Here is a 25,784-nt window from a genome sequence, read left to right as displayed (position 1 = left end):
TGAGTAGCTATCTATTTAAAGGTATCACATGCATTGATATCACCAGAATTCATACCAATATTAAACCATTGCATACGTTGCTGGCTGGTACCATGGGTAAAGCTGTCTGGAACAACATAACCCCGTGCTTTTTTCTGCAAGTAATCATCGCCAATTTTTTCAGCTGCATCCATCGCTTCTTCAATATCACCCTGTTCTAAGAACTGAGTCCGTTGTTGAGTACGATTGGCCCAGACCCCAGCTAAACAGTCTGCTTGTAATTCTAGACGAACTGATAGTTGATTGCCCTGAGTTTCACTGGCACGCTGGCGTGCTTGCTGAACCTGAGATGATATTCCCAATAAATTCTGTACATGGTGCCCCACTTCATGCGCGATCACATAGGCTTGAGCAAAATCACCTGCTTCATCTTTAGCTGAAAGCTCAGATTGATTTTTTTCACCAGAAATACCCATCTGCTGGCGCATATCTTTAAAGAACTGGGTATCGATATACACCTTTTGGTCTGCTGGGCAATAAAATGGCCCCATCGCAGATTCAGCCGTACCACAACCCGATTGTATCGCACCACTAAACATCACCAGCTTAGGTGAAACATACTGTACACCTTGTTGTTGGAAAATTGGCTTCCAGGTATCTTCGGTATCTGCCAAAACCGTTTTAACAAAAGATGAGGTTTCCTGCTGTTCAGGGGTTAAATTCGTCGGTGCAGAATTTTGACTTACACCAGCCGAAGTCACCTGTTTAGTCGCTTGATAGGCTTGCTGTGGGTCAACACCAAAGAATTTCCATGCAACAAAAGCGACGATTAAGCCTAGTACACTAATCCCACCCGCTTTTACGCCACCACCACCACGGCGATCTTCGACATTATCACTTTCTCTACGTCCTTTCCAACGCATAGATCGGTCCTTTTATTTTATATTGGCTATCATTTAGAATGTGCTTTGCATTTATGCAGTAGTTGATTTTCCACGAACTTTTTGAATAAGTCCAACAACCAATACCACAGCTAAGCCGGCTACGATACCAATCAGTAAATTGATTAACGTTGGCGTTAATGCACCAATAACACTACCAACGTTTGGAATATGTTGAATATGATCAACGGCTTCTTCTGACCAATGATGCAAAGTTGAAACAGCATGGGTGATGATCCCCCCACCGACCAGGAACATTGCAATGGTTCCAACAATTGTTAAAGTCTTCATTAACTTTGGTGCAAATACCAGTAAACCACGGCCAATGCTTTGTTTAACATTTGATGTTTGTTGGGTTAAATACAAACCTAAATCATCAATCTTTACAATCATGGCGACAAAGCCATAGACACCGACGGTCATTAAAATTGCGATGACAGATAGCACCATCACTTTGGTACCAAATGTTGCAGCCGCAACAGTGCCTAAAGAAATCACCACAATTTCAGCAGAGAGAATAAAGTCTGTACGTATTGCGCCTTTAATTTTATCTTTTTCAAATGTGGCTAAATCAGTTTCAATTTGTTCAAATTCCTCTTGCGCAGCTTCACCTGTTTTGGCTTTTTTATGCTGCAAACTATGTAGAACTTTTTCAACACCTTCATAGCAAAGAAACAGACCACCAATCATCAACAATGGGTTAATCAACCATGGTGCAACTACACTGATCAACAAAGCCAAAGGTACTAAAATTAATTTATTGATAAATGAGCCTTTCGCGACACCCCAAACCACAGGAAGTTCACGCTCTGCTCTTACACCACTCACTTGTTGTGCGTTCAGTGCTAAATCATCACCTAAAACACCCGCAGTTTTTTTAGCCGCCATTTTACTCATGACTGCAACATCATCGAGTACCGCTGCGATATCATCTAATAATATTAATAGACTACTTGCCATTTTTTATCCAAAATTTTAGTTATCCTGTCATTTTAAAGTGAAAATTCATTTTTCTATATAAAATTTTGTAGATTTTCACATTTATTGATAAAAATTGGTTCTACACCATTTTTCGCTGACATTAAAATAAATTATCTCGTACAATAGTGCCCATTCATAAAACACGACTGTCTATATAAAGACTTTGGAAGCGATAATGACGAATCAAGATAATCGTCCTGTGATTTTGACAGGCGACCGTCCTACTGGACAACTACATTTGGGACATTTTGTAGGTTCTTTGCGCTCACGAGTAGGCTTACAAGATTCTCATCATCAACACCTCCTTCTCGCAGATGCTCAAGCTTTAACAGATAATGCGGATAACTTTGAAAAAGTTCGTCGTAATATTCTTGAAGTAGCAACAGACTATTTAGCAGTCGGCATTGACCCAACAAAAACTACAATCTGTGTTCAATCTTGTTTACCCGCGTTGAATGAACTCACCATGTTGTATTTAAACTTTGTGACGGTTTCACGTTTAGAACGTAACCCAACCATCAAAGCTGAAATTCAATTACGTGGTTTTGAGCGTGACATTCCAGCTGGTTTTCTTTGCTACCCTGTTGCACAAGCTGCCGATATTACTGCATTTAAAGCCACTGTCGTGCCAGTTGGCGAAGACCAAATTCCAATGATCGAACAGACCAATGAAATTGTTCGGCGTTTAAACCGTCAAATTGGACAAGAGGTTTTACCAGAGTGTAAAGCGCTTTTATCTAACATGAGCCGTTTACCTGGCTTCGATGGTAAAGCAAAAATGTCGAAATCATTGGGCAATACCATTGTATTAGATGCAACCGATAAAGACATCAAAAAAGCAGTCAATGCAATGTATACCGACCCAAACCATCTGCGTATTGAAGATCCTGGTCAGGTTGAAGGAAATATTGTATTTACCTATTTAGATGCTTTTGATCCAAATAAAGAAGAAGTTGAAGAACTTAAAGCACATTATCGTCGTGGTGGTTTAGGTGACGGTACTGTGAAAAAACGTCTTGAAGGTGTGTTAAAAGAGTTGATTACACCAATTCGTGAACGTCGTATGGAACTTGCCAAAGATCCAGATTACATCATGGATATCTTAAAAACTGGTACGGAAAAATGCCGTATCATCACTCAAGATACTTTAGATGAAATTAAAAATGGTTTAGGCGTATTTCATTTCTAAAATGCCCTGATTGTCTAAGCAAAAAAAAGCCACTGAATTCAGTGGCTTTTTTTACAACATCTTTTATAACATCATAAATTAATTTTTATGACGCATATGTGGGAATAAGATCACATCACGGATACTTGCTGCATTGGCAAATAACATCACCAAACGATCGATACCAATACCTTCACCTGCTGTAGGAGGTAAACCGTATTCTAATGCTTCAATAAAGTCAGCATCGAAATGCATTGCTTCATCATCGCCCGCATCTTTTTCAGCAACTTGCGCTTGGAAGCGTTCAGCTTGGTCAATTGGATCATTTAATTCCGAGAAACCATTTGCCAACTCACGACCACCGATAAAGAATTCGAAACGGTCAGTGATATGCGGATTATCATCATTTCGGCGCGCTAACGGGGAAGTTTCCGCAGGATATTCTGTGATAAATGTCGGCTGACGTAATTGAGTTTCAACAGTTTCTTCAAATACGATCGTTTGTAATCGACCTAAACCAAAACCTGGTTTAACTTGCTCTTTTAACTCTTCACGAATAAATGTTGCCAAGAATTCACGATCCGAAACATTTTCAGCAGTGAAATTTGGGTTATGCTCAAGAATCGCATCAAACATCGAGATTTTCTTAAATGGGCCTTTGAAGCTATACACTTCTTCACCATAAGGAACATCCGTTGAGCCCAAGATGTCGATTGCTAATTTTTCTAGCATACCTTCAGTCAAAGCCATAAGATCTTTGTAATCAGCATAAGCTTGATAGAATTCAATCATCGTAAATTCAGGGTTATGACGCGTTGAAACACCTTCGTTACGGAAGTTACGGTTAATTTCAAATACACGCTCAAATCCACCAACAACCAAACGTTTTAAGTAAAGCTCAGGTGCAATACGCAAGAATAATGGCATATCTAATGCATTATGATGTGTTTCAAATGGACGCGCTGACGCACCACCTGGAATCACATGCATCATCGGAGTTTCAACTTCCATAAAACGTTCATTAATGAGATAGTTGCGAATACCAGACACAACTTTTGCACGAATTTCAAAAGTTTTACGTGTTTCTTCATTCACAATTAAGTCTAAATAACGTTTACGGTATTTTACTTCTGTGTCATTCAAACCATGAAACTTGTCTGGAAGTGGACGAAGAGATTTCGTCAATAATTCAAAATGTTCAATATGAACATATAAATCACCTTTGCCAGAACGACCGATATAACCTTGTACAGCAATAATATCACCAAGATCTAGACTTTTTACAGTTTCTAAAACTTCTGGTGCAAGCTCTTTGCGTGGCACATATAATTGAATACGGCCCGTCATGTCTTGAATCACGATAAATGAACCACGATTCAACATCACACGACCCGCTACAGATACGTGAACTTGCTCGCCTGCTTCGATTTGTTCTTTAGATTGATCTGCAAATTGTTCTTGTAGATCTTGCGCATAATGCTCACGTTTAAATGTGTTTGGCCATGCGCTAACACCTGTTTCCTTGGCGTGATCTTGAATTTGCTTTAACTTGGCATGACGCTGTGCAATTAAATCGTTTTCGGAAATGTGTTGTTCAGAAGTCGATTGAGCGTTATGTTGCGTCATCTCTGCCTCGATTATATTAAAAAACGGAAGTTGCATAGCATAGCAGATTTACAACATAATGCGTATGAATATAACTCTACGAACCATTTAAAAATTAAAAATCATGAGTAAATACTGGCAAAGATTCGCCCAAAGTATCATTCTTTTCAATGTTTTGTCATTTTCAACTGTAGTTGGAGCCGAGCAAATCATTGTTATGAGCAATACTCAAAAAGATCTTCCCATAAAAATTGAAAGTACCAATCTCAATAATCAAGATTATATTTGGCAATTAGAAATCACTCCAAATCGAACTAGTCTGCAAAGCCAAGTCAAATTAATGAATCCACACCTCACTCAAAAAGCACTCAATTTAAGGGCTTTAGAACTGGCAAAAAAACTCACTCTAGATCAATTACCACAGGTCACTAATGATTTTAAAAATAAAGCGCTTAATTTTGATGAGTAAAACATCGTAAAAACAAAATAATATTATGGAAAATACATTCTGTTTATTAAATTTCCCACCACCGTCCAATACGCCATAAAACCTAACTTCTCACAACTACAAAGCGCTTTAGAACCTTTTTGTACTCAAAGTAAGACGCCATCTCAGAATAAAATTAAATTTGATCAACAAGGTAATATCTTGCTCTCAGCAAAATTTTTAGTAGAGGCACAAGGGCAAATCCTTAATATCCGCTACCCCCCCTTTAATTCACGAACATATGAAATCAATACTCCAACCATTACTAGAAAAAATTCGCTTCCAACCACGTAATGAAAATGGTGTGGCAAAATCATTTTCTATTGAACAACCACTGATCATTCAATGCCATTAAATAATGAGAAAAAACATTAGGGCTAAGCTACGCAGTAAGCGCAAAGTTTCTCAATGGTTTTGTTCAGCCAATGATTTGACTATGGCAAACCCTTGCTGGAAAGCACGATCCATCATGTCCTTATATTCCTCAGAGGTTTCTATTTCAGCAGACAATGTGGTTGTTGCATCCTGATCATTTAAGAAATATTTTTCTAAAGAGCCACTCCAACTTTCAACATCTTCACTTGTTGAATCTAAAACACCATTTTTCAAAACACCCAAATGTTTAAATACCACTTTTTTAAACTGCTCCAACTCTACAATGGTGGCGACCATGCCATTGCCACTGGCATCTTGAAATAAGGTTTCCCCGCCAACTTTCCAGTCAGACTGCATCTGCGAAGTTTCAGAAAATGGTTGGGTCCATTTTGAATAAGTATGCGTATCCCAAAGGATATTCCATACTGTTTGTGCATTCGCTTGAATGACAATGTCGTAGCTTAAAGTAATCATTTGTTTCTCTTATTTTATTAATCCAATCTATAGCTTAGTACAATAAAAACCCAGAATGATTAATTTTTGTTAATAAAAATCCATAACCTAAAAAATTTAAACCTAAACATTCAATATGTTAAACAATAAATAACAAGCATATTGATCTGTTACATAATACTCTTAGACCAAAATCTAAGTTTTTAAAAAAGTGCAGCTAAGTAGAATATTTGAATATAAAAATAGTTAGATGGAAAATTTTAAATCCGTTGATAACTTTTTCTAGCTTTATTCAATTTCTACCTTTGCTCAATAAAGAAAGACCATATGAAAACGATAACAATGAAGAATATCCATTCTAAAATTTTATTTTTACATGGACTAGATTCTTCCAAAGAATCGACAAAATTCCATGCAATAAATGCTGAAAAAAAATACTGCATTGATGTGGATTACCGTAACCTTAACTACAAAACGGTTGAATGTTTCTATCAAGATATTATTGAAAAAATTAAACCCGATTTATTGGTAGGTCATAGTTTAGGGGGATATTGGGCATTAAAAATGTCACAACAACATCGAATTCCTGCAATCATTGCAAATCCAAGCTTAGATCCAGATTTCCGTGAGGATTATGTAGCGATTGATGAACATGATTTAGACCATGATATACCACAGATTGCTTATCTGGAGCTTGGTGATGAGGTTTTAGATATGTATAAAGTAGTTGAGCAACTAGAATCCTATATGCAGATTGAAGCTGTTGAAGGTGGACATCATCGTTTAGTCCAACCTGAAAACTTAAATCATTTAATTGAATATATGGAACAAACCTTTATTGCTTGAAAAAAATCAGCAAAGCACAAATTGGCGTACTTGGCATAAAAAAGCCTTGTATTTACAAGGCTTTTCCCACGACGAGACAGACAAACAAAATGATTTAAGTATTCAATGACAAAAATTGAGTTCGAAAACTTAACCTGTTATTGCCTTTAAGCAACCGCTTGTTCAACTGGCTTTGAATGCTCATCAAGCACTGACCAAATCTTTAAATCAAGATCTTTATGTAAATCAGTTAGATTAAGAAAAACACTCGCACCCAATACGGTGTGTTGACATTTATGCATCAATTCATTGACTGCTTTTAAAGTACCACCTGTAGCCAATACATCATCTACAATAATCACTTTCTGTGCTTTGATATCAGCTGACATTTCCAAGCGATCTAAACCATATTCTAAGCTATAGCCTACACCAATCACTGGGGGTGGTAACTTACCTGCTTTACGAACCAGTAATAAACCTTTGCCCGTACGCTGTGCCAATAAGCTTGCTAAAACAAAACCTCGCGCCTCAACTGCAACAAAACTATCCACTGCATTTAATTGTTTTACTGGAATACTTGCAATCAATGCATCGGTTAACTCCACAAGATTGTTCATAAACAATGGGGTTAAATCATAAAAACAAATACCTGGTTTTGGAAAATTCGGGACAGCACGGATATTTGACCACAAAGCAGTAGATATGTTGATCATAGGGAGAGATTTAAAAAATAAATAATATGCGAATTTTAACGTTTTTTAGTCAAAATAGACAGCAGTTCGCTATCTACCCTCTATTGAAATCACCCTAAGTTATTGAATTTATTAAGTCCATTTTCACACAAAATAATGGCTATATAACATACTGACTCTAGCTTAATATTATTGTCTAAAATATTCATCTAACCTTGGTCTAAATACAAAAAATTTAAACATTTATAGCAGTACTCATCCCTTGTAGCGACACGATTATAATTAAAATTGTCTGACAAAGTTGGCATAATAAACATCGCTTTTGTCCTGAGCTGCCATTCAGCTTTGAGATTAGTTAGATAAACTCCGATATTTACTTTACTTTAGATACAGAACTGCGTAAGAATTTAGAGGAATATGTACACATTTTATTTGCATATTATTTGAGTCAAGCAGCAGAAGGAATTTAACTGACAGAAAAAACATAACATCTGTCAGATATCGGAGAATCAGATGAAGAAATATCAATGCATCGTTTGTGGTTGGATTTATGACGAAGCAGAAGGTTGGCCACAAGATGGCATCGCAGCAGGTACCAAGTGGGAAGATATTCCTGATGACTGGACATGCCCAGACTGCGGTGTTTCTAAAGCAGACTTTGAAATGGTCGAAATCTAAGATATTGCGTAAAGACCATGTTCACATGGTCTTTTTACATTTATTTTCAATAATACAAAATTACTCAATTCACCGCTAAATTTGAAACAGGTATGGAGAAAGATATGCAACCGATTATCATCATAGGTTCTGGCATGGCGGGTTATACCCTTGCAAGAGAATTTCGTAAGTTAAACACCGAACAGGAATTGGTGATGATTTGCGCAGATGATGCGGTGAATTATGCAAAACCGACCCTATCTAATGCATTGGTTGGGAAAAAAGCACCTGAACAAATTGGTTTAGGCGATGCTGAAAAGATGAGCACCCAACTGAACATGCGGATTGAAAAAGAGACATGGGTTAAAAATATTGATGTAGAGAAACATGAATTAACCCTTGAAAAAGATGGACAATCTTCAACTCAAGGCTACTCAAAACTTATTCTTGCCGTGGGCGCAAATCCGATTCGATTAGCGATTGCTGGTGATGGGAGTGATGATATTCATGTGGTTAACTCACTAATTGACTATCGAGCATTCCGTGAAACTTTAGACAATTGCAGCACGGGTGAATGTGGCAACAAACGTGTGGTGATTTTAGGCGCGGGCTTAATTGGTTGTGAATTTGCCAATGACTTACAAAATACTGGGCATCAGGTTACGGTGATCGACTTAGCACCACAACCTTTAGGGCGTTTATTGCCTAATCATGTTGCACAAGCATTTAAAGACAATCTTGAACAATCAGGAATTAAATTTGCCTTGGGTACCACTGTAGAAAAAGTTTCTAAATCTGAGCGTGGTTATATCGTTTCATTGGCCAGTGGTCAATCCTTGCTCGCGGATGTTGTGCTTTCTGCAATTGGCTTACAACCTAATATTGCCTTGGCTAAAGCTACGGAAATCAACACCAGTCGTGGTGTCATTACCAACACCTTGCTCGAAACCAGTCAAGCAGATATTTTTGCCATCGGTGACTGTGCCGAAGTGAATGGAACACTCTTGCCATTTGTCATGCCAATCATGCAACAAGCGCGTGCATTAGCCAAAACCTTGAGTGGACAAACCACCACTGTACACTACCCTGCAATGCCAGTCGCGGTGAAAACCCCAGCTGCACCTTTGACTGTACTTCCAGCTCCAATTGATGTAGATGTTACATGGGAGAATGAAGAGTTTGAAGATGGGATGTTATCTAAAGCAACAGATGCTGAAGGTACCTTACGTGGTTTTGTATTGTTAGGTGCAACTGCTGGAAAACAGCGTTTAACTTTAACAAAACTGGTTCCAGACTTGATTCCTACATCCGTTTAAGGTTTTAATAGCAAGGATATTTTTTAATCAAAGAATATCCTTGCTTAGGAAAATAAAAATGAATAGCGCACTTCAATTTCAAGTTTCACCTTATGCCTCGTTCATGAATGAAACCAAAGTCGACTTAGGTAATGGTATTCAGCTTCATGTTGAAACTGGTGGAAATCCACAACACCCGACCATTCTGTTGATTATGGGTTTGGGTGCGCAAATGTTATTTTGGCCTGATTTTTTTTGTAAATCACTGATTGATCAAGGCTTTCATGTGATCCGCTTTGATAATCGTGATATTGGCTTATCTTCAAAAATTCGCCACCAAGGTCCACGTTTAAACTCTTATAAGCTGATGGGTCGCTTTGCTTTGGGCTTACCAAATGACGGCGCGCCTTATAACTTATTTGATATGGCGGATGATGTTGCATTATTGATTGATCGTTTAGGCATTGAAAAACCACATATTTTGGGTGCTTCAATGGGGGGGATGATTTCTCAAATTTTAGCAGCAAAATATCCTGAAAAAATTGATAAAGTCGGCTTACTCTTTACCAGTAATAATCAACCTTTGCTACCTCCACCATTTCCAAAACAACTCTTTAGTCTTATCGGTAAACCTGAATCACGTGATGAAGAAGGGATTGTGAATCATTCCTTGAAAGTTTTTCATATGATTGGTTCACCTGGTTATATCAACCAAGTTGAAGCAATTCAAACTGCTCGTAAATTATATCGTCGTAGTTATCACCCAGCGGGTGTACTTCAACAGTTTTTAGCAATATTATGTACAGGTTCCTTACTTAAATTGGATAAGCAGATCAAAAAGCCAACTTTAGTGTTACATGGCTCTAAAGATCGGTTACTACCTCCAAGTCATGGTAAGGCAGTTGCTAAAGCAATTTCAGGCGCTAAATTTGAATTAATTGAGGGAATGGGGCATGATATCCCACCGCATTTTGTTCCTCAACTTAGCGGGTTATTTGCACATCATTTTAAATCATAAGCATTAGGACACTATGGCTGCATTACCATCCCTAAGACAGTTGTCATATTTAGTGACACTGTCTGAGACGCTGCACTTCACTGAAGCAGCGCGCCGTTCGTTTGTAACTCAATCTACTTTATCTGGTGGAATCATGGAGTTAGAACGTTTATTGGGTGGCGTACTCGTAGAACGTGATCGCCAAAACGTACGTTTAACTCCTCTAGGTGAGCAAGTTGTTGCCCGAGCCCGTGTTCTACTCGCCGATGCTCAGGACTTGATGCGGTTAAGTCGAGAAATGAGTGAACCGTTAACTGGTGATTTGCATTTAGGGATTATTCCAACCATCGCCCCTTTCATTTTGTCGCAGCTTTTGGAAGAAGTGCATAAACAACTTCCAAAAATTCAGTTGCATCTGCATGAAGCACAAAGTGAAAAAATTGTTGAAAAACTTGAGCATGGCAATCTAGATGTGATCATGCTGGCTTTACCATTCGACACACGTGGTTTGAAAGTTGCTGAAATTGCGAAAGAAGATTTATTCTTAGTCTGCAATAAAGCAGATCAAAATGCGATGAATGCAAGAAGCTTAGATGATTTAGATCTTTCTCATCTCATGCTCCTTGAAGAAGGTCATTGCTTACGTGATCATACCTTAAGTGTTTGCCCAATCGGTGAGCGTAAAAATGATCACCGTTTAAAAGCAAGCTCATTGCCAACTTTAGTGGAAATGGTCAGTTCAAACTTAGGCTATACACTGCTTCCTGAGATTGCAATTCATGCACATATGCTGAAAAACAATGATCAGATTGTGGTTAAACCTATTGAGAATGCGCCTTCACGCACTTTGGCTTTGGTTACACGTAAAAGTACACCGCTACAAAGTGAATTTGATGTGTTGGTACAAATTCTTCAAAAAATCACGCCAAATTTACGTTAATTTTCCAATACTGAAAAGGAGTCATGATTGACTCCTTTTTTATTGAAGATCTAAAAAGTCTATAGATCACCTCAGCATAAGCAAAATTAAAACGATCTTGTTTTTACTAGATCAAGAATGATAATATTTGAGCAGTACAAAATACTCGCTTATTTTTGTATGTATTGTTACGATGAAAATCGCGAAAAATCGACCTATCCTCAGCTTGTTTTAAAAAGCATGCATCCATCTCGTCGACACATATCCAATCCTTTGCATTGGTCAGCGTTCCACAGGGCTTGAATCTTCCAAGCATCGTTAACAGGTTTTCACAGTTTTCTGTGCCTGAATTTTCGATAGGACGCGTATGAACCGACCTTTATATATTATTTTTTCAACGATTGTCTTAGATGCAATTGGCATTGGCATCGTATTCCCTCTGTTTCCCTCACTACTGAAAGACCTAAGCCATCAGCATAACGTTGCCTTGTTAATGGGGGTTTTCCTAAGCCTGTATGCGCTTATGCAATTTATGTTCTCCCCGATCTTAGGTGCTTTGAGTGACCGCATTGGTCGAAGACCTGTTTTGCTGATTTCACTTGCGGGTTCTGCAATCAACTATTTTTTTCTTGCTTGCTCACCCTCTCTTATCTTGCTGTTCATTGGACGAATCATTGCTGGAATAAGTAGTGCCAATATGTCCGTGGCTTCAGCCTATATCGTTGATACCACGTCAGAAGAAAATCGAGCAAAATACTTCGGTTTAATGAGTGCCATGTTTGGTATAGGATTTATTCTCGGTCCTATCCTCGGTGGATTATTGGGCGGGTATTGGTTACGGCTACCTTTTTTCGTTGCGGCAATTTTAACAACAGTTAACTTGCTTATCGCATTCTGGCTACTCCCTGAATCCCAAAGCAACAATCCTTTACCCACCATTTCTCGACCTGCGATTTCTTTACTTTCCAGTTTAGAAATGAATCCATTTAAAAGTCTTAGTTTTATCCTTGCTCAAAAAAAAATACTGCCCATTTTACTGATATTTTTTCTGTTTAGCGCCTGCGGTGAAGCTTATGGTGTCTGCTGGGCACTTTGGGGACATGATACCTTTAAATGGAATACATTTTGGGTTGGTCTTTCTTTAGGCACTTTTGGTTTATGCCAAGTACTGGTTCAGTCATTTATACCTCAACATGCCGTCCGATATTTTGGTGAAAGAAATACCGTGCTGATTGGTCTGGCATGTATATGTATGGCATTAATCATCATGGCTTTTACCCAACACGCTTGGATCATTTTTGCAATCATGCCGATCTTTGCCCTAGGAAGTATTGGTACTCCTGCACTACAAGCTGTTGTTTCACAAAAAATCCCAGCTGCACAGCAAGGACAGTTTCAAGGTGTTATCACCTCAACCATTAGTCTAGCCTCGATTATTGCCCCCTTATTGTTTTCTACACTTTACTTTCATTTCCAAACACGATGGACTGGCGCTATATGGTTGGTTGTCGCGATGATTTATTTAATTGCACTACCTGCAATTTTATCGAGTTTAAAACCACAACAGCTTAAGTCATCCTAGTATTTAAGAACTTCAATGCTTTATTAGAAGCGTTGATTGCTGATTTAAAAAAGCTTAAATCTAAAATAACCAAGTCATTCAATTTCATTAAAATCTGACTGACTGATACAAAAAAGCCCGATTAATTTTAATCGGGCTTAAGACAATCAGATTATCTTGGCTTAACCATTTACAAAGTGCTCAAGCAAAGTTTGTTGAGCATTGTAAATTGCCTCGCCTTCTTTAGGTTGCACACGAGTCCAAGTCCCATCGCCTTGCAATAGCCAAGCGCGGATATTGTCTTTTAAGTAATTGACTAAACCTTGCTGGTAAATGCGTTTTTTTAATGCTGGATCTTCGATCGGGAAGCACACTTCTACACGATTAAATAAATTACGATCCATCCAGTCTGCACTGGAACAGTATATACGTGGATTGCCATTATTTCCGAAATAATAGACACGGGTATGTTCTAAGAAACGCCCGACAATTGAACGAACTCGAATATTTTCAGACAGATTTGGTAACCCTGGACGTAAACAGCAAATTGAGCGAATAATCAGATCAATTTGTACCCCTGCTTGCGAAGCTTCATATAATTTATTGATCAATTGAACTTCAGTTAACGCGTTAACTTTAACAATAATTTGTGCAGGCTTGCCCGCTTTGGCATTGGCAATTTCATCATCAATAAAAGCAATTAACTGAGCATGAAGAGTAAACGGCGCATGTAACAGTTTTTTCAACTTTGCCATTTTCCCCATACCAGTCAATTCTTGAAAAATACGATGTACATCTTCGCAGAGCTCTTTATCTGTAGTGAGCAAACCATAATCGGTATAAATACGAGCATTTGTTGCATGGTAGTTACCCGTACCCAAATGTACATAACGTACTAACTTATTATTTTCACGGCGTACCACCAAGATCATTTTGGCGTGCGTTTTATAGCCCACGATGCCATAAACCACAACAGCACCCGCCTCTTGTAATACATTGGCAACAGCGATATTTGATTCTTCATCAAAACGCGCCCGTAACTCAATCACAGCAGTGACTTCTTTACCATTACGTGCCGCTTCTGCAAGTACCTGAACAATTTCAGAGTCAGCACCACTACGATATAAGGTTTGTTTGATCGCTAGCACTTGGGGATCACGTGCAGCTTCACGCAATAAGTTAATAACTGGTGCAAATGATTCAAATGGATGGTGTAAGAGAATGTCTTGTTTTTGCATTGCTGAAAAAATATTTTCAGACTTTTTCAATACTTTTGGAATCGCGGGTACATGCGAATCATAACGCATATGTGGACGTTTAAAATTTGACACAAGACGTGCCAGATTTACTGGCCCATCCACTTTATAAAGTTGTTCTTGTTCTAGATCAAATTCTTCAAGCAAGTATTCATAAATATGTTTTGGACAGTTTTCTGTCACTTCTAAACGTACTGCACGGCCAAAACGACGTGAACTCAATTCGCCTTTCAATGCTTTGGCTAAGTCTTCTACATCTTCATTCAGCGCCAAATCAGCATTACGTGTGACACGGAACTGATAACAACCTGTAGCTGTCATCCCAGGGAACAAATCCGATACATGCTCATGAATAATCGCAGACAACATCACAAAATGTTCTTTACCGCCTGTAAGCTCATCAGGTAAACGCACTACACGAGGAAGCGAACGTGGTGCTGGTACAACTGCTAAATCAATTTGTCGACCAAATGCGTCTTTCCCTTCTAGAGTCACAATAAAGTTTAAGCTTTTATTGACCAGTCGTGGGAATGGATGTGCAGGATCAAGGCTAATTGGGGTAAGTACTGGTGCAACTTGTTCTTGGAAATATTTTTTAATCCACACAGATTGTGCAGGCGTTAACTCACCACGACGTAAAAAACAAATGTCTTCTTCACGTAACTTAGGAAAAATTTCTTCATTAAGAATACGGTACTGACGCTCAATCGCTTCATGTGCAGTTTTAGAGATTTGGTCTAAAACTTGTTTTGGCGTCAAACCATCTGGTGAACGACTTTCATTCCCTAAAGTTAATTGCTCCATCATTCCTGCAACACGGATTTCAAAAAATTCATCCATATTACGAGAAAAGATCAACAAGAAATTCATACGTTCAAGCAAGGGGTGTAAAGGATCAACGGCTTGCTCTAAAACACGTAAATGGAAATCTAAAATTGAAAGCTCACGATTTATATATCGTTCATTATAAGAATATTCTGTAGGCGTTGTTGTCGTCACTGCGGTATTCATGCAATAAACCTGCATCAAAAAAATGTCTTAATTCTAGTATGCTTCAAATTTGTGACAATTTCATAAAAAAAGCACATCAATTTGTGCTTTTTTAAATTCATTTATTTAGTGTCAATCTGGAATACGGGTATAACGCATATACTTCAAAACCAAACGCTTACGGTATTGAAGCTTAGAATCATCACGATTTTTTTGATAATACTTCGGATTGGTTAAAATCACCGCTAAAAATGCGGCCTGCTCACGACTTAAACTTGCCGCACTCTTAGAAAAGTAATGTTGTGATGCAGCTTCAACACCATAGATATGATCACCAAATTCAACAGAGTTCATATAGACTTCTAAAATGCGCTGTTTAGTCCACATCCGCTCCATCATGGTGGTGGCAATCGCTTCCTGACCTTTGCGGATAAATGAGCGACGATTATAGAAGAATAAATTTTTAGCCAATTGTTGAGAAATCGTTGAACCACCAGCGACTACTTTGTCTTTTTTTAGATTACGTTGTAGTGCATTTTCAATACCATCCCAGTCGAAACCATGATGATCGAGAAATTTAGCATCTTCAGCAGCGACAATTGCATGTTTAAAGTTATCACTAATCTTGTCATAGTCGCGCCATTGATGTTGAATCGGCTCAAAATCAGACAGATATGTCCAACGCATAAACATGGTGGTTTCTACATCATGGGTACGCCAATAAATTAAACTTGAGAAAATCCATAGCTGAATCATGATCAAAATACTGACCACAATTAACAAAGCACGAACAATAAAAGCTTTCATGTCAGCTGCTTACTCCGAAAATTCTGACGTTTCATGTTAAGCTGAATCTATCTATAAAAAGCTAAGCAATAGCATGTCTAAATATCAAGATCTTTCAACTTATAGCCAACCCAATTCTATTGGTAAAATAACCTTATTGCTGATTGTCATCAATGTCGGTTTATTTGCCATCCAAGTCTTATCAGGTGTCAATATTACTGACCCGACAACATTGGACGCGTTGCGTTGGGGTGCTGATTATGCACCTTTAACCTTCTTAGAGGAACCATATCGCTTATTCAGCAGTATGTTTTTTCACTTCGGTATCCTGCATCTAATGATGAATATGTGGGCACTGTATATTTTTGGTGATGTTGCTGAAAAAACTTTAGGAAAGTTTTATTTCCTTGGACTTTATATCCTTGCTGGACTCATGGGAAGTTTATTAAGTGGTTATTTGGATATTCGAAATAGCTACGAACTGCTGCAAAATTTTGATCAAAAACTCTTTCCTCATGTATCTGCAGGTGCATCGGGTGCTGTAATGGGACTTGGTGGTGCACTGACACTACTATCGTTGTTCCCACCTACCCCGAATCAAAGATTCATTTTAGATAAAAGATCACTTTTAACCGTACTTGCGGTCAACTTAGCTTTTGGCTTTTTAGCCTCTGGAATTAACAATGCTGCCCATATCGGTGGGATGTTAATGGGTGCGGTCATGGCTTTGGCTTGGTATGCAACACAGCGTGCCAAAATGGGTAAAGCTGCCAATATTATCATTGTGATTTTAGGGATTGCAGCAACCTATGGCGTTTATCTCTATTGCCAGCATCTCGTTGGACCACTTAGCCCACTTTGGCAACAAGCCATTGCACAAATGCGTGAGCAATTAAACTTTTAATCTCTAAAATAGCTTGTCTATGCCGTAATAAAACATTACAGAGTACACTGAATTCAAGAAGCATAAAAAATGGCGACCTAGTAGGTTGCCATTTTTTAATTTACTGTCTTCACTGGGCAGCCTTTTAAAGGCTCAACTGAGATTAAACAGTCAAATAAAACCACTTAAACAAAGCGGTTTAATTCAACTCTCTTAGACTTTGCAATGGTGGGATTTCAGATAAATAGCTCAATCGGTAACGTCCAATCAATGCGCACAACACTGCCATCGAAATTGGTAAAATCAACCAAATTTCCCAATGTAATTGCACCACCATTTCCATACGATAACTGGCAACTGCACTAATCACCTCTGCAAAGAAACAGGAAACAATCCCCGCCAATAATCCAATAAAACCGATTTCAAAACTCATCATATTTTTTAACTGACGCTTTGAACTACCAAAAGAACGTAACAATGCCACTTCTTTTTTACGTTCATCCATCAGCAAATTGATACAGGCGATCAGCACCAAAAAACCAGATAAACTTACCAATACTGCCAAAACTGTAATGATTTTGACCAACACAGAAACCAAGTTTTTAATTTCATCAAAAATTAAAGTGACGTCAATAAATACCGTATTGGAAAATTGCTGAATCAGATTAACCATCTTGATTTTTTCACTCGGTGGCACATAAAAACTCCCTAAGTAGCTGCCTGCGTTTTCATCCAACGTCTTTGGAGTAAAAATAAAGAAAAAGTTTGGACTAAAGCTTTGCCATTCCACGGTACGCAAATTCACAACTTGCGCGTCCAAATTTCCCTCAGGCAAACTAAAGGTTAAACGATCACCAATTTTAATGCCCAATTCTTCAGCCAATTTGGCCTCTACAGATACCTGCCCAATTTGAGTTAATTGAGCATTTCCCGCAACAATAATATTATCTTGTGGATAATGATCTGCTTGGGTGAGATTTAACTCACGACGTAAAGAATTATTGGTTTTTACCAATTGGGCAGGAAAAGCTTGACCATTTTTTGCCAATAAGCGCCCTTTTACATTGGGATATAACGGTGTACTTTTCCATTGTTGCTGTGCTAATTGTTGCTTAAAGGCATCCAGTTCAAATGGTGGTAGACCATAAATAAACTGGTTAGGCGTTCCTTCAGGCAATTGTTGCTGCCAACGCTCTAATAAATCAGTTCTCAATACAGCAAGTACCGTGATCAGACTTAAACCCAATGCCAAAGCGGTAATTTGCAATGCGGTTTGCGAAGGGGTTCGGATATAGGCTGAGAGCCTATTTTTCATTGATTTTAAAGTCTTTAAAATCATCCAAACCACTGCATATAACAAAGCTGTTAACACAATGACTGCACCCATTACCAACGCAGTAAGTATCAGATTTTCGGTCAAGACCAAACTAAAAATAATCAAGCTGACTAAACCTGTAGCCATCATCCACAACATTGAACGTGCCGACTTTTCTTGTTGGCGTATCACCCGAATAGGCGGTGTATTTAACAGTTGCCACAAGCTCGGTAAAATAAATCCAATCAATACAATTGCACTGGTAAAAATTGCAATAGGCAAAGGACCAACCAGCATCTGCAACATTGAAAATTGCAACTCTAGGTTCGGAATCATCTGCAACATTAATTGCAACAACGAATAACCTAAAATCAGTCCTAAAATACTGCCAATGACAATGGCGATTAAAATAACAACGCTCAGCAACCCGAGATAGGTTTGAAAAATCTGCCGTTTCGTTGCCCCCATACAACGCATCAGTGCAATATGATCTTGGTTCTGCTGTACATAACGCTGACTGGTTAAAGCGATGGCTAAACCACATAAAAGAATCGTCAGAATATTGGCCAATTGTAAGAAAGTATCGAGGTTTTCAATTGGTTTAAGTAAGCGTGAATTACCCTCATCTGCATTACGTAGTCTTAAATTACTTTGTGCATCTAGTTCATTATCCGCATTTTGTTGATCTTGTATGGATTGATCTGTTTGTGAGTGTGTTGCTGGCTGATTTTCAGTCGATGTAGTGGCACTTGGTGCACTTAAAGCTGAATCTGCATCCGAATTTTGTGCAATCTTTGGATTCACATTTTGCTTTTCTTGCGCTTTAAAAGTCTTAAAAAATTGCTGATATGTTGCAATCGACTCCGCATCCCCTGCCATCAACAAACGATATTCAATCCGACTTCCAACTTGAATTGCACCCGTTTTTGCAACATCTGCTTGAGAGATAATCACGGTTGGCGAAAAGGCAGAAAAGCCTAATTCTTGATTTGAATCATGTTCAATGATGCCAGTAACTTTAAACTGACCATTGGCAATTTGAACGCTATCGCCTAGGTTTAATTTTAATAATTCTTGTGCGCGTTTGCTTAGCCAAACCCCGCCACTTTGTAAGGCTTGTTTTGGCGCAATCCTTAATTCACCACGTAAGGGAAATGCTGTGTCAATGGCTTTCACATTGACCATAACAAACTGATCCTGTGTAGAGGCCATTGAACCAAAAATGGTGACATGGGACTGTTTTAATTTTAAATCATCAGCCTGTTTGATCCATTGTTGGTCAATTGGATCTGTATCACTAAGTTGTAAATCTGCAGCTTGCATTTTGGCAGCTTGTAAGGTCACTGCTTGTTTGACTTGATCATTGCTAAACTTTAATGCAGTAGTCGCACTAATGGCTAAACTCAATGCAATAATCAGCAGATATATGCCTGAACTGGCAAAACTTTGCCTAAATAAGGGTTTAAACAAGGTCAACATTACACCACCTCATTCGATTGAGGAGTTTGCACATGTTCAATCAATTGACCATCTTTTAATTCATAATGACGTTGGCACTGTGCGGCCAATTGCGAATCGTGAGTGACAAGCACTAAAGTTGTACCGAGTTCTTTATTTAAATCAAATAAGAGTTGTTCAATTTCAAAGGCGGTATGTTCATCTAAATTGCCTGTAGGTTCGTCGGCAAAAATAATTTTGGGGTCAGAAATTAAAGCTCGTGCAATGGCAACCCGTTGTTGCTCCCCACCAGACAATACTTTCGGTGTTTGCTGGCTTTGTCGTTCTAAACCAACTTTGGCCAATAAACTTAAAGATTTTTGTTCTGCGTGTGCATAATTAAAATTCTTCTGTAAACGTAATGGTAACATCACATTTTCTAAGGCAGAAAGATGTGGGAGCAACTGGAAAGATTGAAATACAAAACCAATATATTGAAGTCGAATCAACGCACGTTGTTCTTCATTTAAATGCTCAATTGATTCACCACAAACACTGAGTTGACCTGCACTGGCTTGATCGAGAGTAGCAAGGATGCCTAATAAAGTTGATTTTCCGGAACCAGAACGTCCAGTAATCGCGACCTGTTCACCTGTATAAATATTAAGATTTAGATTTTCAAAAATTGTAAGCGTTTGATGAGGTAATTCTATCTTTTGTGTAAGTTGCTGTGCAGAAATTATCACTTGTGGCATGATGGGAGAAGTTGAATCATCCTGAACCTTAGACATCATAAAGTACCTTATATGCAAATCAAAAAATTGTTAAATTTGAAAATGATGAAAAATCTAATTCATTGTTTATTTTTTAGCATATTCTGTCTGTTGCCCGTTAGTAGTTTTGCAAAAACGATCATGATTTTAGGTGATAGCTTAAGTGCGGGTTATGGTATTAGCCCACAACAAGGCTGGGTTTTCTTGCTACAGCAACGCTTAAACCAACAATTTCCTAAACAACATAATGTGGTGAATGCCAGTGTAAGTGGTGAAACCACCAGTGGTGCGTTGGCGCGTTTTCCAAAACTATTACAAAGCCATAAACCTGATATCGTGGTGATTGAGTTGGGTGGCAATGATGGTTTACGCGGTCAACCGCCACAAATGATTCATAAAAATCTTGCGCAATTAATTCAACAAAGCCAGAACAGCCAAGCCACGGTCATTTTATTGGGTATGAAAATTCCACCGAATTATGGCGCAGCTTATAGTCAAGCTTTTGAGAAAAATTACCAAACCCTAAGCCAACAATACAAAGTTAAAATGCATCCGTTTTTTATGAATGGAATTGCAGGCAATAAAAGTTTGATGCAAAAAGACTTAATCCACCCCAATGCAACGGCACAGAAAATTCTGCTAGATAATATTTATCCTTTAATTCGAGGCGCGCTTTAATTTTTTCTCAAAGCCGAAATGATTGCAGCTGTTTATTTGACTAAATCGGATGTCGTGTTTTTAAGGACATCCGCAAAATTAAATAAACGCGCTAATAAATGGTAAATATAGTCCAAACTCGATTCTTGTTCGGTAAATAGAATCCGATGTAACATCGGTGCAATAACAATTTCAATAATCAGTTGATTTTCGATGCTTGTTTCATTCCTTTGCTGGGCACGTTGCTGGATAATGTCTAACTGTTGAATCAAAAAGTCATAACACTTACCAGAGGTCGGCGAATCATTTTCCGCCACAATATCGCTTAAGATTGTACGCCCAACGGGTGAGGCATATTCCTCAAAATATTGCTCCATCCATGCATATAAGTCTTGCTTAAAACTACCAAGATCCGCAGGTACACTGTCTGGATGTAAAATATTAAAGCCAACATCTGCAAGCAGTTGAGATAAATCTCCCCAACGTCGATAGATCGTAGAGGGGGTGACCCCTGCAAATTCAGCAATCATCGGAATCGTCAAATCTGCCACAGCAACATTTTGCTGTAATGTTTGCACTGCATTATGAACTGCAGCTTGTATTCGTGCACTGCGCCCACCGGGACGCAAACCTGTAATCACTTTCGTCATCAGCAAATCACTACAAATCTATAAATGAAAATCTATCAATGGGTTAATAATTAAAGAACAGCTTTAAGCAAAAATCATCTTAGCTAAACCTTTGTGTTTAATCCAAAATACGGTATAAAAGCTAATTAATAGCTTTTATGTACATATTGATTATGCGCAACTCTAATTTTAATCGTCAAGTGACTTCCTATAAATTAAGCCATAATGCTGCACTGTACACACATACTTTTACCCTGATGACCTTTTTGGCAGCCTCAAGCGCACCAACACCCTTATATCGTTTGTATCAACAACACTTCCATTTTTCTCCTGTTTTATTAACGCTTATCTTTGCCACCTATGCGTTTGCATTGCTATTAACCTTATTGGTGGCAGGATCATTGTCTGATTATATTGGACGTAAGCCAGTTATTTTTGTGGCATTGATTTTAGAAATTATGTCCATGGGCTTTTTCTTGTTTGCATCCAATATCGAAATGCTGTTTATCGCACGAGGTTTGCAAGGTATTGCCACGGCTTTAGCCGCATCTACGTTTGGAGCAGCTTTACTTGATCTAAGTAAAACACAGGGTTCTTTAATTAATAGTATTTCTCCAATGCTCGGCATGGCTGCGGGTATGCTGATGACCTGTATTGTTTTAGAGTTTTCAACTGTTCCGTTGACACTAATTTTTGAAATACTCATCTTTCTTTTTGTATCTACCAGCTTTATCGCAATTTTTAGCCCTGAAACAGCAACTAAACGTGTGGGTGCTTTGGCATCATTAAAACCGCAACTGACTGTTCCAGTACAAACCCGAAAAGCACTCTTGATCGTAAGTCCAATTAATATCTCGTTATGGATGGTCAGTGGGTTCTTCCTTTCGTTAATGCCTTCATTGCTGGCTCAAGCTTTCCATGTGCAATCGGCATGGCTGAATGGCATGATGTTTATTACTCTATCAGTTTCAGGGGCTGTTGGGATTTTAACACTGCGCAATGCGTCAACACTTAAAATTCTAATCACTGCTGCAATTACGATTGTCTTGGGCTCAAGTGTTATTTTGCTTGGCATTCATCTGGTGCAACCAATCTTATTGTTTATTGGTGCTGTGGTGACTGGGATTGGCTTTGGTACAGGTTTTATGGGTGCAATTCGTGCTGTAATGCCCTTAGCTTTACCTGAACAACGTGCAGGTTTAATGGCCGCATTTTTTGTTGAAAGCTATTTGGCCTTTAGTATACCTGCGATTATTGCTGGATACTTTGTCAATAAAGTTGGCTTAATTTTTACAGCAGATGTATATATTTGTATGATTATTTTGTTGGCCAGCTTGGCGTTTGTTTTTGCTTTTAAAAATAAACAGAACATCCACTAAAGTATGTTAAAAATCAAAGCAAAACAAAAGGCGCATTGAGCGCCTTTACTAACTATAAATATCAAATACTTACAACAAAAAGTTGCATTCTTGTTGCATTTTATTTTAAATCGGCTTGAACTTTAATTTCAATAATATTTAAAAGTAATCGTATTTTAACAATATCCACCCTTCATTGTACTGCCTGAATCACTCTTTAAAAACTTAAATTCTGTAGTAGCAAATATTGGGCTTACTACTATTTTCTTATATTTAAAATCCAACTATGGTGATTTTCCCAATGGTTGAATGATGCCTGTGTTGTGGAAATCACAATGCAGATATTGGGTATATTCAAAAATGGATACCCCCCTTTTTTTTAGATTTAACTACGAAATTTTCGTAGTTGATTTATTTCGGATACTCGAATTGTGAGTACCCGGTGTTGTGATTTCCACAACCCTTTTAGTGTAGTCATAAAACTGCGTGACTAGTTTTAAACTAGGGTCGAAGACTATAACCAACCATTTCGCTGCGTTTTTATCCAAAATAAAACAAGATATACTGAATTTGACCATTGGAGAGAATGGTCAATAATTAGAAATGATGTCCAACATTGCTCACTTAGGTGGGCTTTTTTTATTAAAACTCAATTTTATATACACGATACGCAAGTTTTATTGTTGTTTTGGCAAAATTTTTTTGTATTTTTAATAGTTTTTATTCCAAATTTCTTCTAAGAATAAAACCTTAATTAATGACCCTATTCTTCGCAGCATTCAAAGCTCCTCACTTGAAGTTTTTTGCACTCATATGAACAACCCATTAAAAAAAGCCTGTTACCAGACTTAATGTTAGATTATTTCTTAAAGAAAATATCTGTAACGACTTAACAGAATTCATCTGTAAAGGTTTAATAATCTTTAAGAAATTTTATCAATCTTAAAAATTTTACCACTTAATGTACTTTGAAAAAACATTTCAAAGCTAGGTCGTATATCTTCACCTTCAACTGTTATGTATTTTAAATTTGAAAAACATTGAGTATTAGCAAAATAATTATCTACTGTTGCTTGAATGAGATATTTAATTCCAAACTGATCTTTAACACTGATATTTTGTTTAAGCATTGCGATATCCTAATAAAATTATGGTAGAAATAATGGATCTACCTAAGTATCCAAAAACTATTGAGTTTTATTTAAATAACTCTATCATTTAATTTAAATAGTTGATTTATAGACGCATAGAAGGTACGTCCATCTAAATTTAAATCAACTTCGATTCCAGAGGAAAGCAGAACTCTTTTACCAACTTCAACTGTTTTAAAACCTTCACGTGTACTTTGTATTTTATTTAGAGGAATTAAAGACACAAGAATTTCTGTACCATTTTTAGATTTTGCAATTAAATCATTTATTTTTAACAATTTACATCCTAAATTTAATCTTATCGACATTCATAAAATTACTAATAATAATTTTAAGAGAAAATAAAAAGCACTAATTAGTGCTTTTATTTAGTACTGCTTATTGTTGCTTATACAGCAATAATATTTACAGCATTTGGTCCTTTTTGACCTTGTGCAATACTGAATTCAACAGGTTGACCTTCAGCAAGGGTTTTGAAACCTGAGCTAGCGATTTCGCTAAAATGAGCAAAAACATCTGGACCTGATTCTGGTTGGATAAAACCGAAACCTTTAGCTTCGTTAAACCACTTAACAGTACCTTTCACAATATTTGAATTAGACATAATAAATCCTATTTTTTTAAAAATTTTAGCCAATTAATTGACTATCTGTAACATCGAAATAATAAAGAATGGAGCTTAAAATCTGAAAAAAACGAAGGATTATGACTAATACTGCGGTACTTAGAGAAGATTTACCAAACATAATTTTTTCTAGTTAAGCTCATTATATACTGAAAATAAAAATAATCAAGTTTTCTTATATATATATTTATTTTTTTTATAAATAAGCTTTATTTAATATCTAAGTTATTGAAAATATAGAGAAATAAAATTAAAATTAAATTCTAAACTCTATTATTACTCACAAAATATATAAATTTTCAGAATTTATTATTATAATATAACCCTTATATACAGAGTAAAGGCATGAACAAAAAATATTTCAATAGTAAATTCTTTTTTTTAATTTTTATTTTAATTGTATCTTTTATGCTAACCGCTGTGATTCATGATGACCTAATTGATACTACATTAACTATAATTAATTGTTTTTTAATAATTAAAATTCTACATATCTTAGTAAAACAACTTTTAAAAACTATTTTTGAAATTTGTAACCCATAATCTTGAATTATTTCTTAGAAGTTAAATTAAACAAAGCTCTCACTCAGAGGGCCACGCCTCCCTCAATCTTTCTGCATCAGCTGCGTGTCCATCAGCTTTTTCTGCCACTGTTCGATATTCAGTAATGCAGTTTTCGAGTATGTCACTGTTGGCAATGGTGTACTCAACGATGGTTTCTTTGGAACTACTGGACAAGCGACTGCCTGCAATTTTGAGTTGCTTTGACAAGCTGTCAGCGCTGGACTGAGCAAGATCAGCATCAGACTTAATCTGTTTAATTTTAGCATTATAGTTTTGCTCCGCTTTTAACTGTTGTTCAAACCATTGTTTCTCTTTGAGTGCTGCTGAGGCTTTTGCTTGTTCCGCCAGTGCTTTTGCTTCCACAACTTCGGTTTTGTATTTTGCATTCAATAATGTGTATTCATTTTTAAAGTGACTTACACGCC

At 37.4% G+C, this 25,784-nt stretch carries 25 protein-coding genes; 11 read left to right on the top strand and 14 right to left on the bottom strand.

All coding sequences use genetic code 11. From position 1 onward, the window contains the following. Window positions 1-11: 11 nt before the first annotated feature. Window positions 12-902 (bottom strand): KPN_02809 family neutral zinc metallopeptidase, encoded by an 891-nt coding sequence (gene ypfJ, locus ACG9ZL_RS05815; protein WP_419359393.1) that lies wholly within the window; start codon window positions 900-902, stop codon window positions 12-14. Between the two features lie 51 nt (window positions 903-953). Further along, the gene (locus tag ACG9ZL_RS05810; protein WP_419359391.1) at window positions 954-1,880 is read right to left on the bottom strand and encodes a DUF808 domain-containing protein; all 927 of its coding nucleotides are present in this window, start codon (window positions 1,878-1,880) and stop codon (window positions 954-956) included. A gap of 196 nt (window positions 1,881-2,076) precedes the next feature. Here ACG9ZL_RS05810 and trpS point away from each other — a divergent pair, with 196 nt between their 5' ends. After that, on the top strand, window positions 2,077-3,090 hold the full coding sequence (gene trpS / locus ACG9ZL_RS05805) for a tryptophan--tRNA ligase (RefSeq protein WP_004717376.1): 1,014 nt from the start codon (window positions 2,077-2,079) through the stop codon (window positions 3,088-3,090). A 78-nt stretch (window positions 3,091-3,168) separates the two neighbouring features. Here the strand turns inward: trpS and lysS are convergent, their stop codons facing one another. After that, window positions 3,169-4,695: a lysine--tRNA ligase gene (gene lysS / locus ACG9ZL_RS05800; RefSeq protein WP_336951831.1), complete on the bottom strand. Its 1,527-nt coding sequence runs from the start codon at window positions 4,693-4,695 to the stop codon at window positions 3,169-3,171. Window positions 4,696-4,891: 196 nt separating this feature from the next. Here lysS and ACG9ZL_RS05795 point away from each other — a divergent pair, with 196 nt between their 5' ends. Next, the gene (locus ACG9ZL_RS05795; RefSeq protein WP_419359389.1) at window positions 4,892-5,143 is read left to right on the top strand and encodes a hypothetical protein; all 252 of its coding nucleotides are present in this window, start codon (window positions 4,892-4,894) and stop codon (window positions 5,141-5,143) included. A 423-nt stretch (window positions 5,144-5,566) separates the two neighbouring features. Here ACG9ZL_RS05795 and ACG9ZL_RS05790 read toward each other — a convergent pair whose 3' ends face one another. Further along, entirely contained in the window at window positions 5,567-6,010 is a 444-nt protein-coding gene (locus ACG9ZL_RS05790) for an SRPBCC family protein (protein ID WP_336951834.1), read from the bottom strand. A 321-nt stretch (window positions 6,011-6,331) separates the two neighbouring features. Between ACG9ZL_RS05790 and ACG9ZL_RS05785 the strand changes: the two genes are divergently transcribed. After that, window positions 6,332-6,835: a YqiA/YcfP family alpha/beta fold hydrolase gene (locus ACG9ZL_RS05785; RefSeq protein ID WP_336952131.1), complete on the top strand. Its 504-nt coding sequence runs from the start codon at window positions 6,332-6,334 to the stop codon at window positions 6,833-6,835. 146 nt (window positions 6,836-6,981) lie between these two features. Here ACG9ZL_RS05785 and ACG9ZL_RS05780 read toward each other — a convergent pair whose 3' ends face one another. After that, window positions 6,982-7,527 (bottom strand): adenine phosphoribosyltransferase, encoded by a 546-nt coding sequence (locus ACG9ZL_RS05780; protein ID WP_336951835.1) that lies wholly within the window; start codon window positions 7,525-7,527, stop codon window positions 6,982-6,984. Between the two features lie 492 nt (window positions 7,528-8,019). On the opposite strand from ACG9ZL_RS05780, the gene rubA reads away from it, so the two are divergent. The 5 genes from rubA to ACG9ZL_RS05755 all read left to right on the top strand — a co-directional run bounded on the left by rubA (window position 8,020) and on the right by ACG9ZL_RS05755 (window position 12,956). Then, window positions 8,020-8,184 (top strand): rubredoxin RubA, encoded by a 165-nt coding sequence (gene rubA, locus ACG9ZL_RS05775; RefSeq protein ID WP_004678010.1) that lies wholly within the window; start codon window positions 8,020-8,022, stop codon window positions 8,182-8,184. 104 nt (window positions 8,185-8,288) lie between these two features. Then, a complete protein-coding gene (locus ACG9ZL_RS05770; RefSeq protein WP_419359387.1) occupies window positions 8,289-9,479 on the top strand; it encodes an NAD(P)/FAD-dependent oxidoreductase in 1,191 nt (396 codons plus the stop codon). 58 nt (window positions 9,480-9,537) lie between these two features. Beyond that, the gene (gene estB / locus ACG9ZL_RS05765) at window positions 9,538-10,476 is read left to right on the top strand and encodes an esterase EstB (protein WP_004823254.1); all 939 of its coding nucleotides are present in this window, start codon (window positions 9,538-9,540) and stop codon (window positions 10,474-10,476) included. Window positions 10,477-10,489: 13 nt separating this feature from the next. Continuing rightward, the gene (gene oxyR, locus ACG9ZL_RS05760; protein ID WP_004717396.1) at window positions 10,490-11,395 is read left to right on the top strand and encodes a LysR family transcriptional regulator OxyR; all 906 of its coding nucleotides are present in this window, start codon (window positions 10,490-10,492) and stop codon (window positions 11,393-11,395) included. Window positions 11,396-11,741: 346 nt separating this feature from the next. Further along, window positions 11,742-12,956 carry a TCR/Tet family MFS transporter gene (locus ACG9ZL_RS05755; protein WP_419359385.1) on the top strand — a complete coding sequence of 405 codons (1,215 nt, stop codon included), beginning with the start codon at window positions 11,742-11,744 and terminating at the stop codon, window positions 12,954-12,956. 161 nt (window positions 12,957-13,117) lie between these two features. Here the strand turns inward: ACG9ZL_RS05755 and ppk1 are convergent, their stop codons facing one another. Both ppk1 and mtgA read right to left on the bottom strand, forming a co-directional pair. Next, on the bottom strand, window positions 13,118-15,202 hold the full coding sequence (ppk1, locus tag ACG9ZL_RS05750) for a polyphosphate kinase 1 (RefSeq protein ID WP_004823258.1): 2,085 nt from the start codon (window positions 15,200-15,202) through the stop codon (window positions 13,118-13,120). Window positions 15,203-15,313: 111 nt separating this feature from the next. Further along, on the bottom strand, window positions 15,314-15,988 hold the full coding sequence (mtgA, locus tag ACG9ZL_RS05745; RefSeq protein WP_004717400.1) for a monofunctional biosynthetic peptidoglycan transglycosylase: 675 nt from the start codon (window positions 15,986-15,988) through the stop codon (window positions 15,314-15,316). 73 nt (window positions 15,989-16,061) lie between these two features. On the opposite strand from mtgA, the gene ACG9ZL_RS05740 reads away from it, so the two are divergent. Beyond that, window positions 16,062-16,871 carry a rhomboid family intramembrane serine protease gene (locus tag ACG9ZL_RS05740; protein ID WP_336951842.1) on the top strand — a complete coding sequence of 270 codons (810 nt, stop codon included), beginning with the start codon at window positions 16,062-16,064 and terminating at the stop codon, window positions 16,869-16,871. Window positions 16,872-17,049: 178 nt separating this feature from the next. On the opposite strand, the gene ACG9ZL_RS05735 is transcribed toward ACG9ZL_RS05740, so the two are convergent. Both ACG9ZL_RS05735 and ACG9ZL_RS05730 read right to left on the bottom strand, forming a co-directional pair. After that, the gene (locus ACG9ZL_RS05735) at window positions 17,050-19,644 is read right to left on the bottom strand and encodes an ABC transporter permease (RefSeq protein ID WP_419359383.1); all 2,595 of its coding nucleotides are present in this window, start codon (window positions 19,642-19,644) and stop codon (window positions 17,050-17,052) included. After that, window positions 19,644-20,393 (bottom strand): ABC transporter ATP-binding protein, encoded by a 750-nt coding sequence (locus ACG9ZL_RS05730; protein ID WP_303576326.1) that lies wholly within the window; start codon window positions 20,391-20,393, stop codon window positions 19,644-19,646. The genes ACG9ZL_RS05735 and ACG9ZL_RS05730 overlap by 1 nt, the downstream gene beginning before the upstream one ends. Before the next feature lie 45 nt (window positions 20,394-20,438). Here ACG9ZL_RS05730 and ACG9ZL_RS05725 point away from each other — a divergent pair, with 45 nt between their 5' ends. Beyond that, window positions 20,439-21,053 (top strand): arylesterase, encoded by a 615-nt coding sequence (locus tag ACG9ZL_RS05725; protein WP_419359381.1) that lies wholly within the window; start codon window positions 20,439-20,441, stop codon window positions 21,051-21,053. A gap of 32 nt (window positions 21,054-21,085) precedes the next feature. Here ACG9ZL_RS05725 and ACG9ZL_RS05720 read toward each other — a convergent pair whose 3' ends face one another. Then, on the bottom strand, window positions 21,086-21,682 hold the full coding sequence (locus tag ACG9ZL_RS05720) for a TetR-like C-terminal domain-containing protein (protein ID WP_336951850.1): 597 nt from the start codon (window positions 21,680-21,682) through the stop codon (window positions 21,086-21,088). Window positions 21,683-21,834: 152 nt separating this feature from the next. Here ACG9ZL_RS05720 and ACG9ZL_RS05715 point away from each other — a divergent pair, with 152 nt between their 5' ends. Next, window positions 21,835-23,040, top strand: a complete 1,206-nt coding sequence (locus tag ACG9ZL_RS05715) for an MFS transporter (RefSeq protein WP_419359379.1) — start codon at window positions 21,835-21,837, stop codon at window positions 23,038-23,040. Window positions 23,041-23,942: 902 nt separating this feature from the next. Here the strand turns inward: ACG9ZL_RS05715 and ACG9ZL_RS05710 are convergent. The 4 genes from ACG9ZL_RS05710 to ACG9ZL_RS05695 form a co-directional block, all read right to left on the bottom strand. Beyond that, window positions 23,943-24,149 carry a hypothetical protein gene (locus ACG9ZL_RS05710; protein WP_004823271.1) on the bottom strand — a complete coding sequence of 69 codons (207 nt, stop codon included), beginning with the start codon at window positions 24,147-24,149 and terminating at the stop codon, window positions 23,943-23,945. 71 nt (window positions 24,150-24,220) lie between these two features. Next, complete coding sequence (locus ACG9ZL_RS05705; RefSeq protein ID WP_035371050.1) at window positions 24,221-24,448, bottom strand: hypothetical protein; 228 nt, start codon at window positions 24,446-24,448, stop codon at window positions 24,221-24,223. Window positions 24,449-24,558: 110 nt separating this feature from the next. Next, entirely contained in the window at window positions 24,559-24,774 is a 216-nt protein-coding gene (locus ACG9ZL_RS05700; RefSeq protein ID WP_004823273.1) for a cold-shock protein, read from the bottom strand. A 603-nt stretch (window positions 24,775-25,377) separates the two neighbouring features. Continuing rightward, on the bottom strand, window positions 25,378-25,784 hold a 407-nt coding region (locus ACG9ZL_RS05695), incomplete at its 5' end, for an efflux RND transporter periplasmic adaptor subunit (protein WP_419359377.1).

Origin of the sequence: Acinetobacter legionensis, from assembly GCF_048551735.1 — a bacterium.
In the GTDB taxonomy this organism is placed as follows: domain Bacteria; phylum Pseudomonadota; class Gammaproteobacteria; order Pseudomonadales; family Moraxellaceae; genus Acinetobacter.
This window is presented reverse-complemented; position numbering and strand designations above follow the sequence as displayed.

Coding starts and splice junctions, on each gene's coding strand:
- ypfJ (WP_419359393.1), bottom strand. CDS start 902: ATGCGTTGGAAAGGACGTAGAGAAAGTGATAATGTCGAAGATCGCCGT.
- ACG9ZL_RS05810 (WP_419359391.1), bottom strand. CDS start 1,880: ATGGCAAGTAGTCTATTAATATTATTAGATGATATCGCAGCGGTACTC.
- trpS (WP_004717376.1), top strand. CDS start 2,077: ATGACGAATCAAGATAATCGTCCTGTGATTTTGACAGGCGACCGTCCT.
- lysS (WP_336951831.1), bottom strand. CDS start 4,695: ATGACGCAACATAACGCTCAATCGACTTCTGAACAACACATTTCCGAA.
- ACG9ZL_RS05795 (WP_419359389.1), top strand. CDS start 4,892: ATGAGCAATACTCAAAAAGATCTTCCCATAAAAATTGAAAGTACCAAT.
- ACG9ZL_RS05790 (WP_336951834.1), bottom strand. CDS start 6,010: ATGATTACTTTAAGCTACGACATTGTCATTCAAGCGAATGCACAAACA.
- ACG9ZL_RS05785 (WP_336952131.1), top strand. CDS start 6,332: ATGAAGAATATCCATTCTAAAATTTTATTTTTACATGGACTAGATTCT.
- ACG9ZL_RS05780 (WP_336951835.1), bottom strand. CDS start 7,527: ATGATCAACATATCTACTGCTTTGTGGTCAAATATCCGTGCTGTCCCG.
- rubA (WP_004678010.1), top strand. CDS start 8,020: ATGAAGAAATATCAATGCATCGTTTGTGGTTGGATTTATGACGAAGCA.
- ACG9ZL_RS05770 (WP_419359387.1), top strand. CDS start 8,289: ATGCAACCGATTATCATCATAGGTTCTGGCATGGCGGGTTATACCCTT.
- estB (WP_004823254.1), top strand. CDS start 9,538: ATGAATAGCGCACTTCAATTTCAAGTTTCACCTTATGCCTCGTTCATG.
- oxyR (WP_004717396.1), top strand. CDS start 10,490: ATGGCTGCATTACCATCCCTAAGACAGTTGTCATATTTAGTGACACTG.
- ACG9ZL_RS05755 (WP_419359385.1), top strand. CDS start 11,742: ATGAACCGACCTTTATATATTATTTTTTCAACGATTGTCTTAGATGCA.
- ppk1 (WP_004823258.1), bottom strand. CDS start 15,202: ATGAATACCGCAGTGACGACAACAACGCCTACAGAATATTCTTATAAT.
- mtgA (WP_004717400.1), bottom strand. CDS start 15,988: ATGAAAGCTTTTATTGTTCGTGCTTTGTTAATTGTGGTCAGTATTTTG.
- ACG9ZL_RS05740 (WP_336951842.1), top strand. CDS start 16,062: ATGTCTAAATATCAAGATCTTTCAACTTATAGCCAACCCAATTCTATT.
- ACG9ZL_RS05735 (WP_419359383.1), bottom strand. CDS start 19,644: ATGTTGACCTTGTTTAAACCCTTATTTAGGCAAAGTTTTGCCAGTTCA.
- ACG9ZL_RS05730 (WP_303576326.1), bottom strand. CDS start 20,393: ATGTCTAAGGTTCAGGATGATTCAACTTCTCCCATCATGCCACAAGTG.
- ACG9ZL_RS05725 (WP_419359381.1), top strand. CDS start 20,439: ATGATGAAAAATCTAATTCATTGTTTATTTTTTAGCATATTCTGTCTG.
- ACG9ZL_RS05720 (WP_336951850.1), bottom strand. CDS start 21,682: ATGACGAAAGTGATTACAGGTTTGCGTCCCGGTGGGCGCAGTGCACGA.
- ACG9ZL_RS05715 (WP_419359379.1), top strand. CDS start 21,835: ATGCGCAACTCTAATTTTAATCGTCAAGTGACTTCCTATAAATTAAGC.
- ACG9ZL_RS05710 (WP_004823271.1), bottom strand. CDS start 24,149: ATGCTTAAACAAAATATCAGTGTTAAAGATCAGTTTGGAATTAAATAT.
- ACG9ZL_RS05700 (WP_004823273.1), bottom strand. CDS start 24,774: ATGTCTAATTCAAATATTGTGAAAGGTACTGTTAAGTGGTTTAACGAA.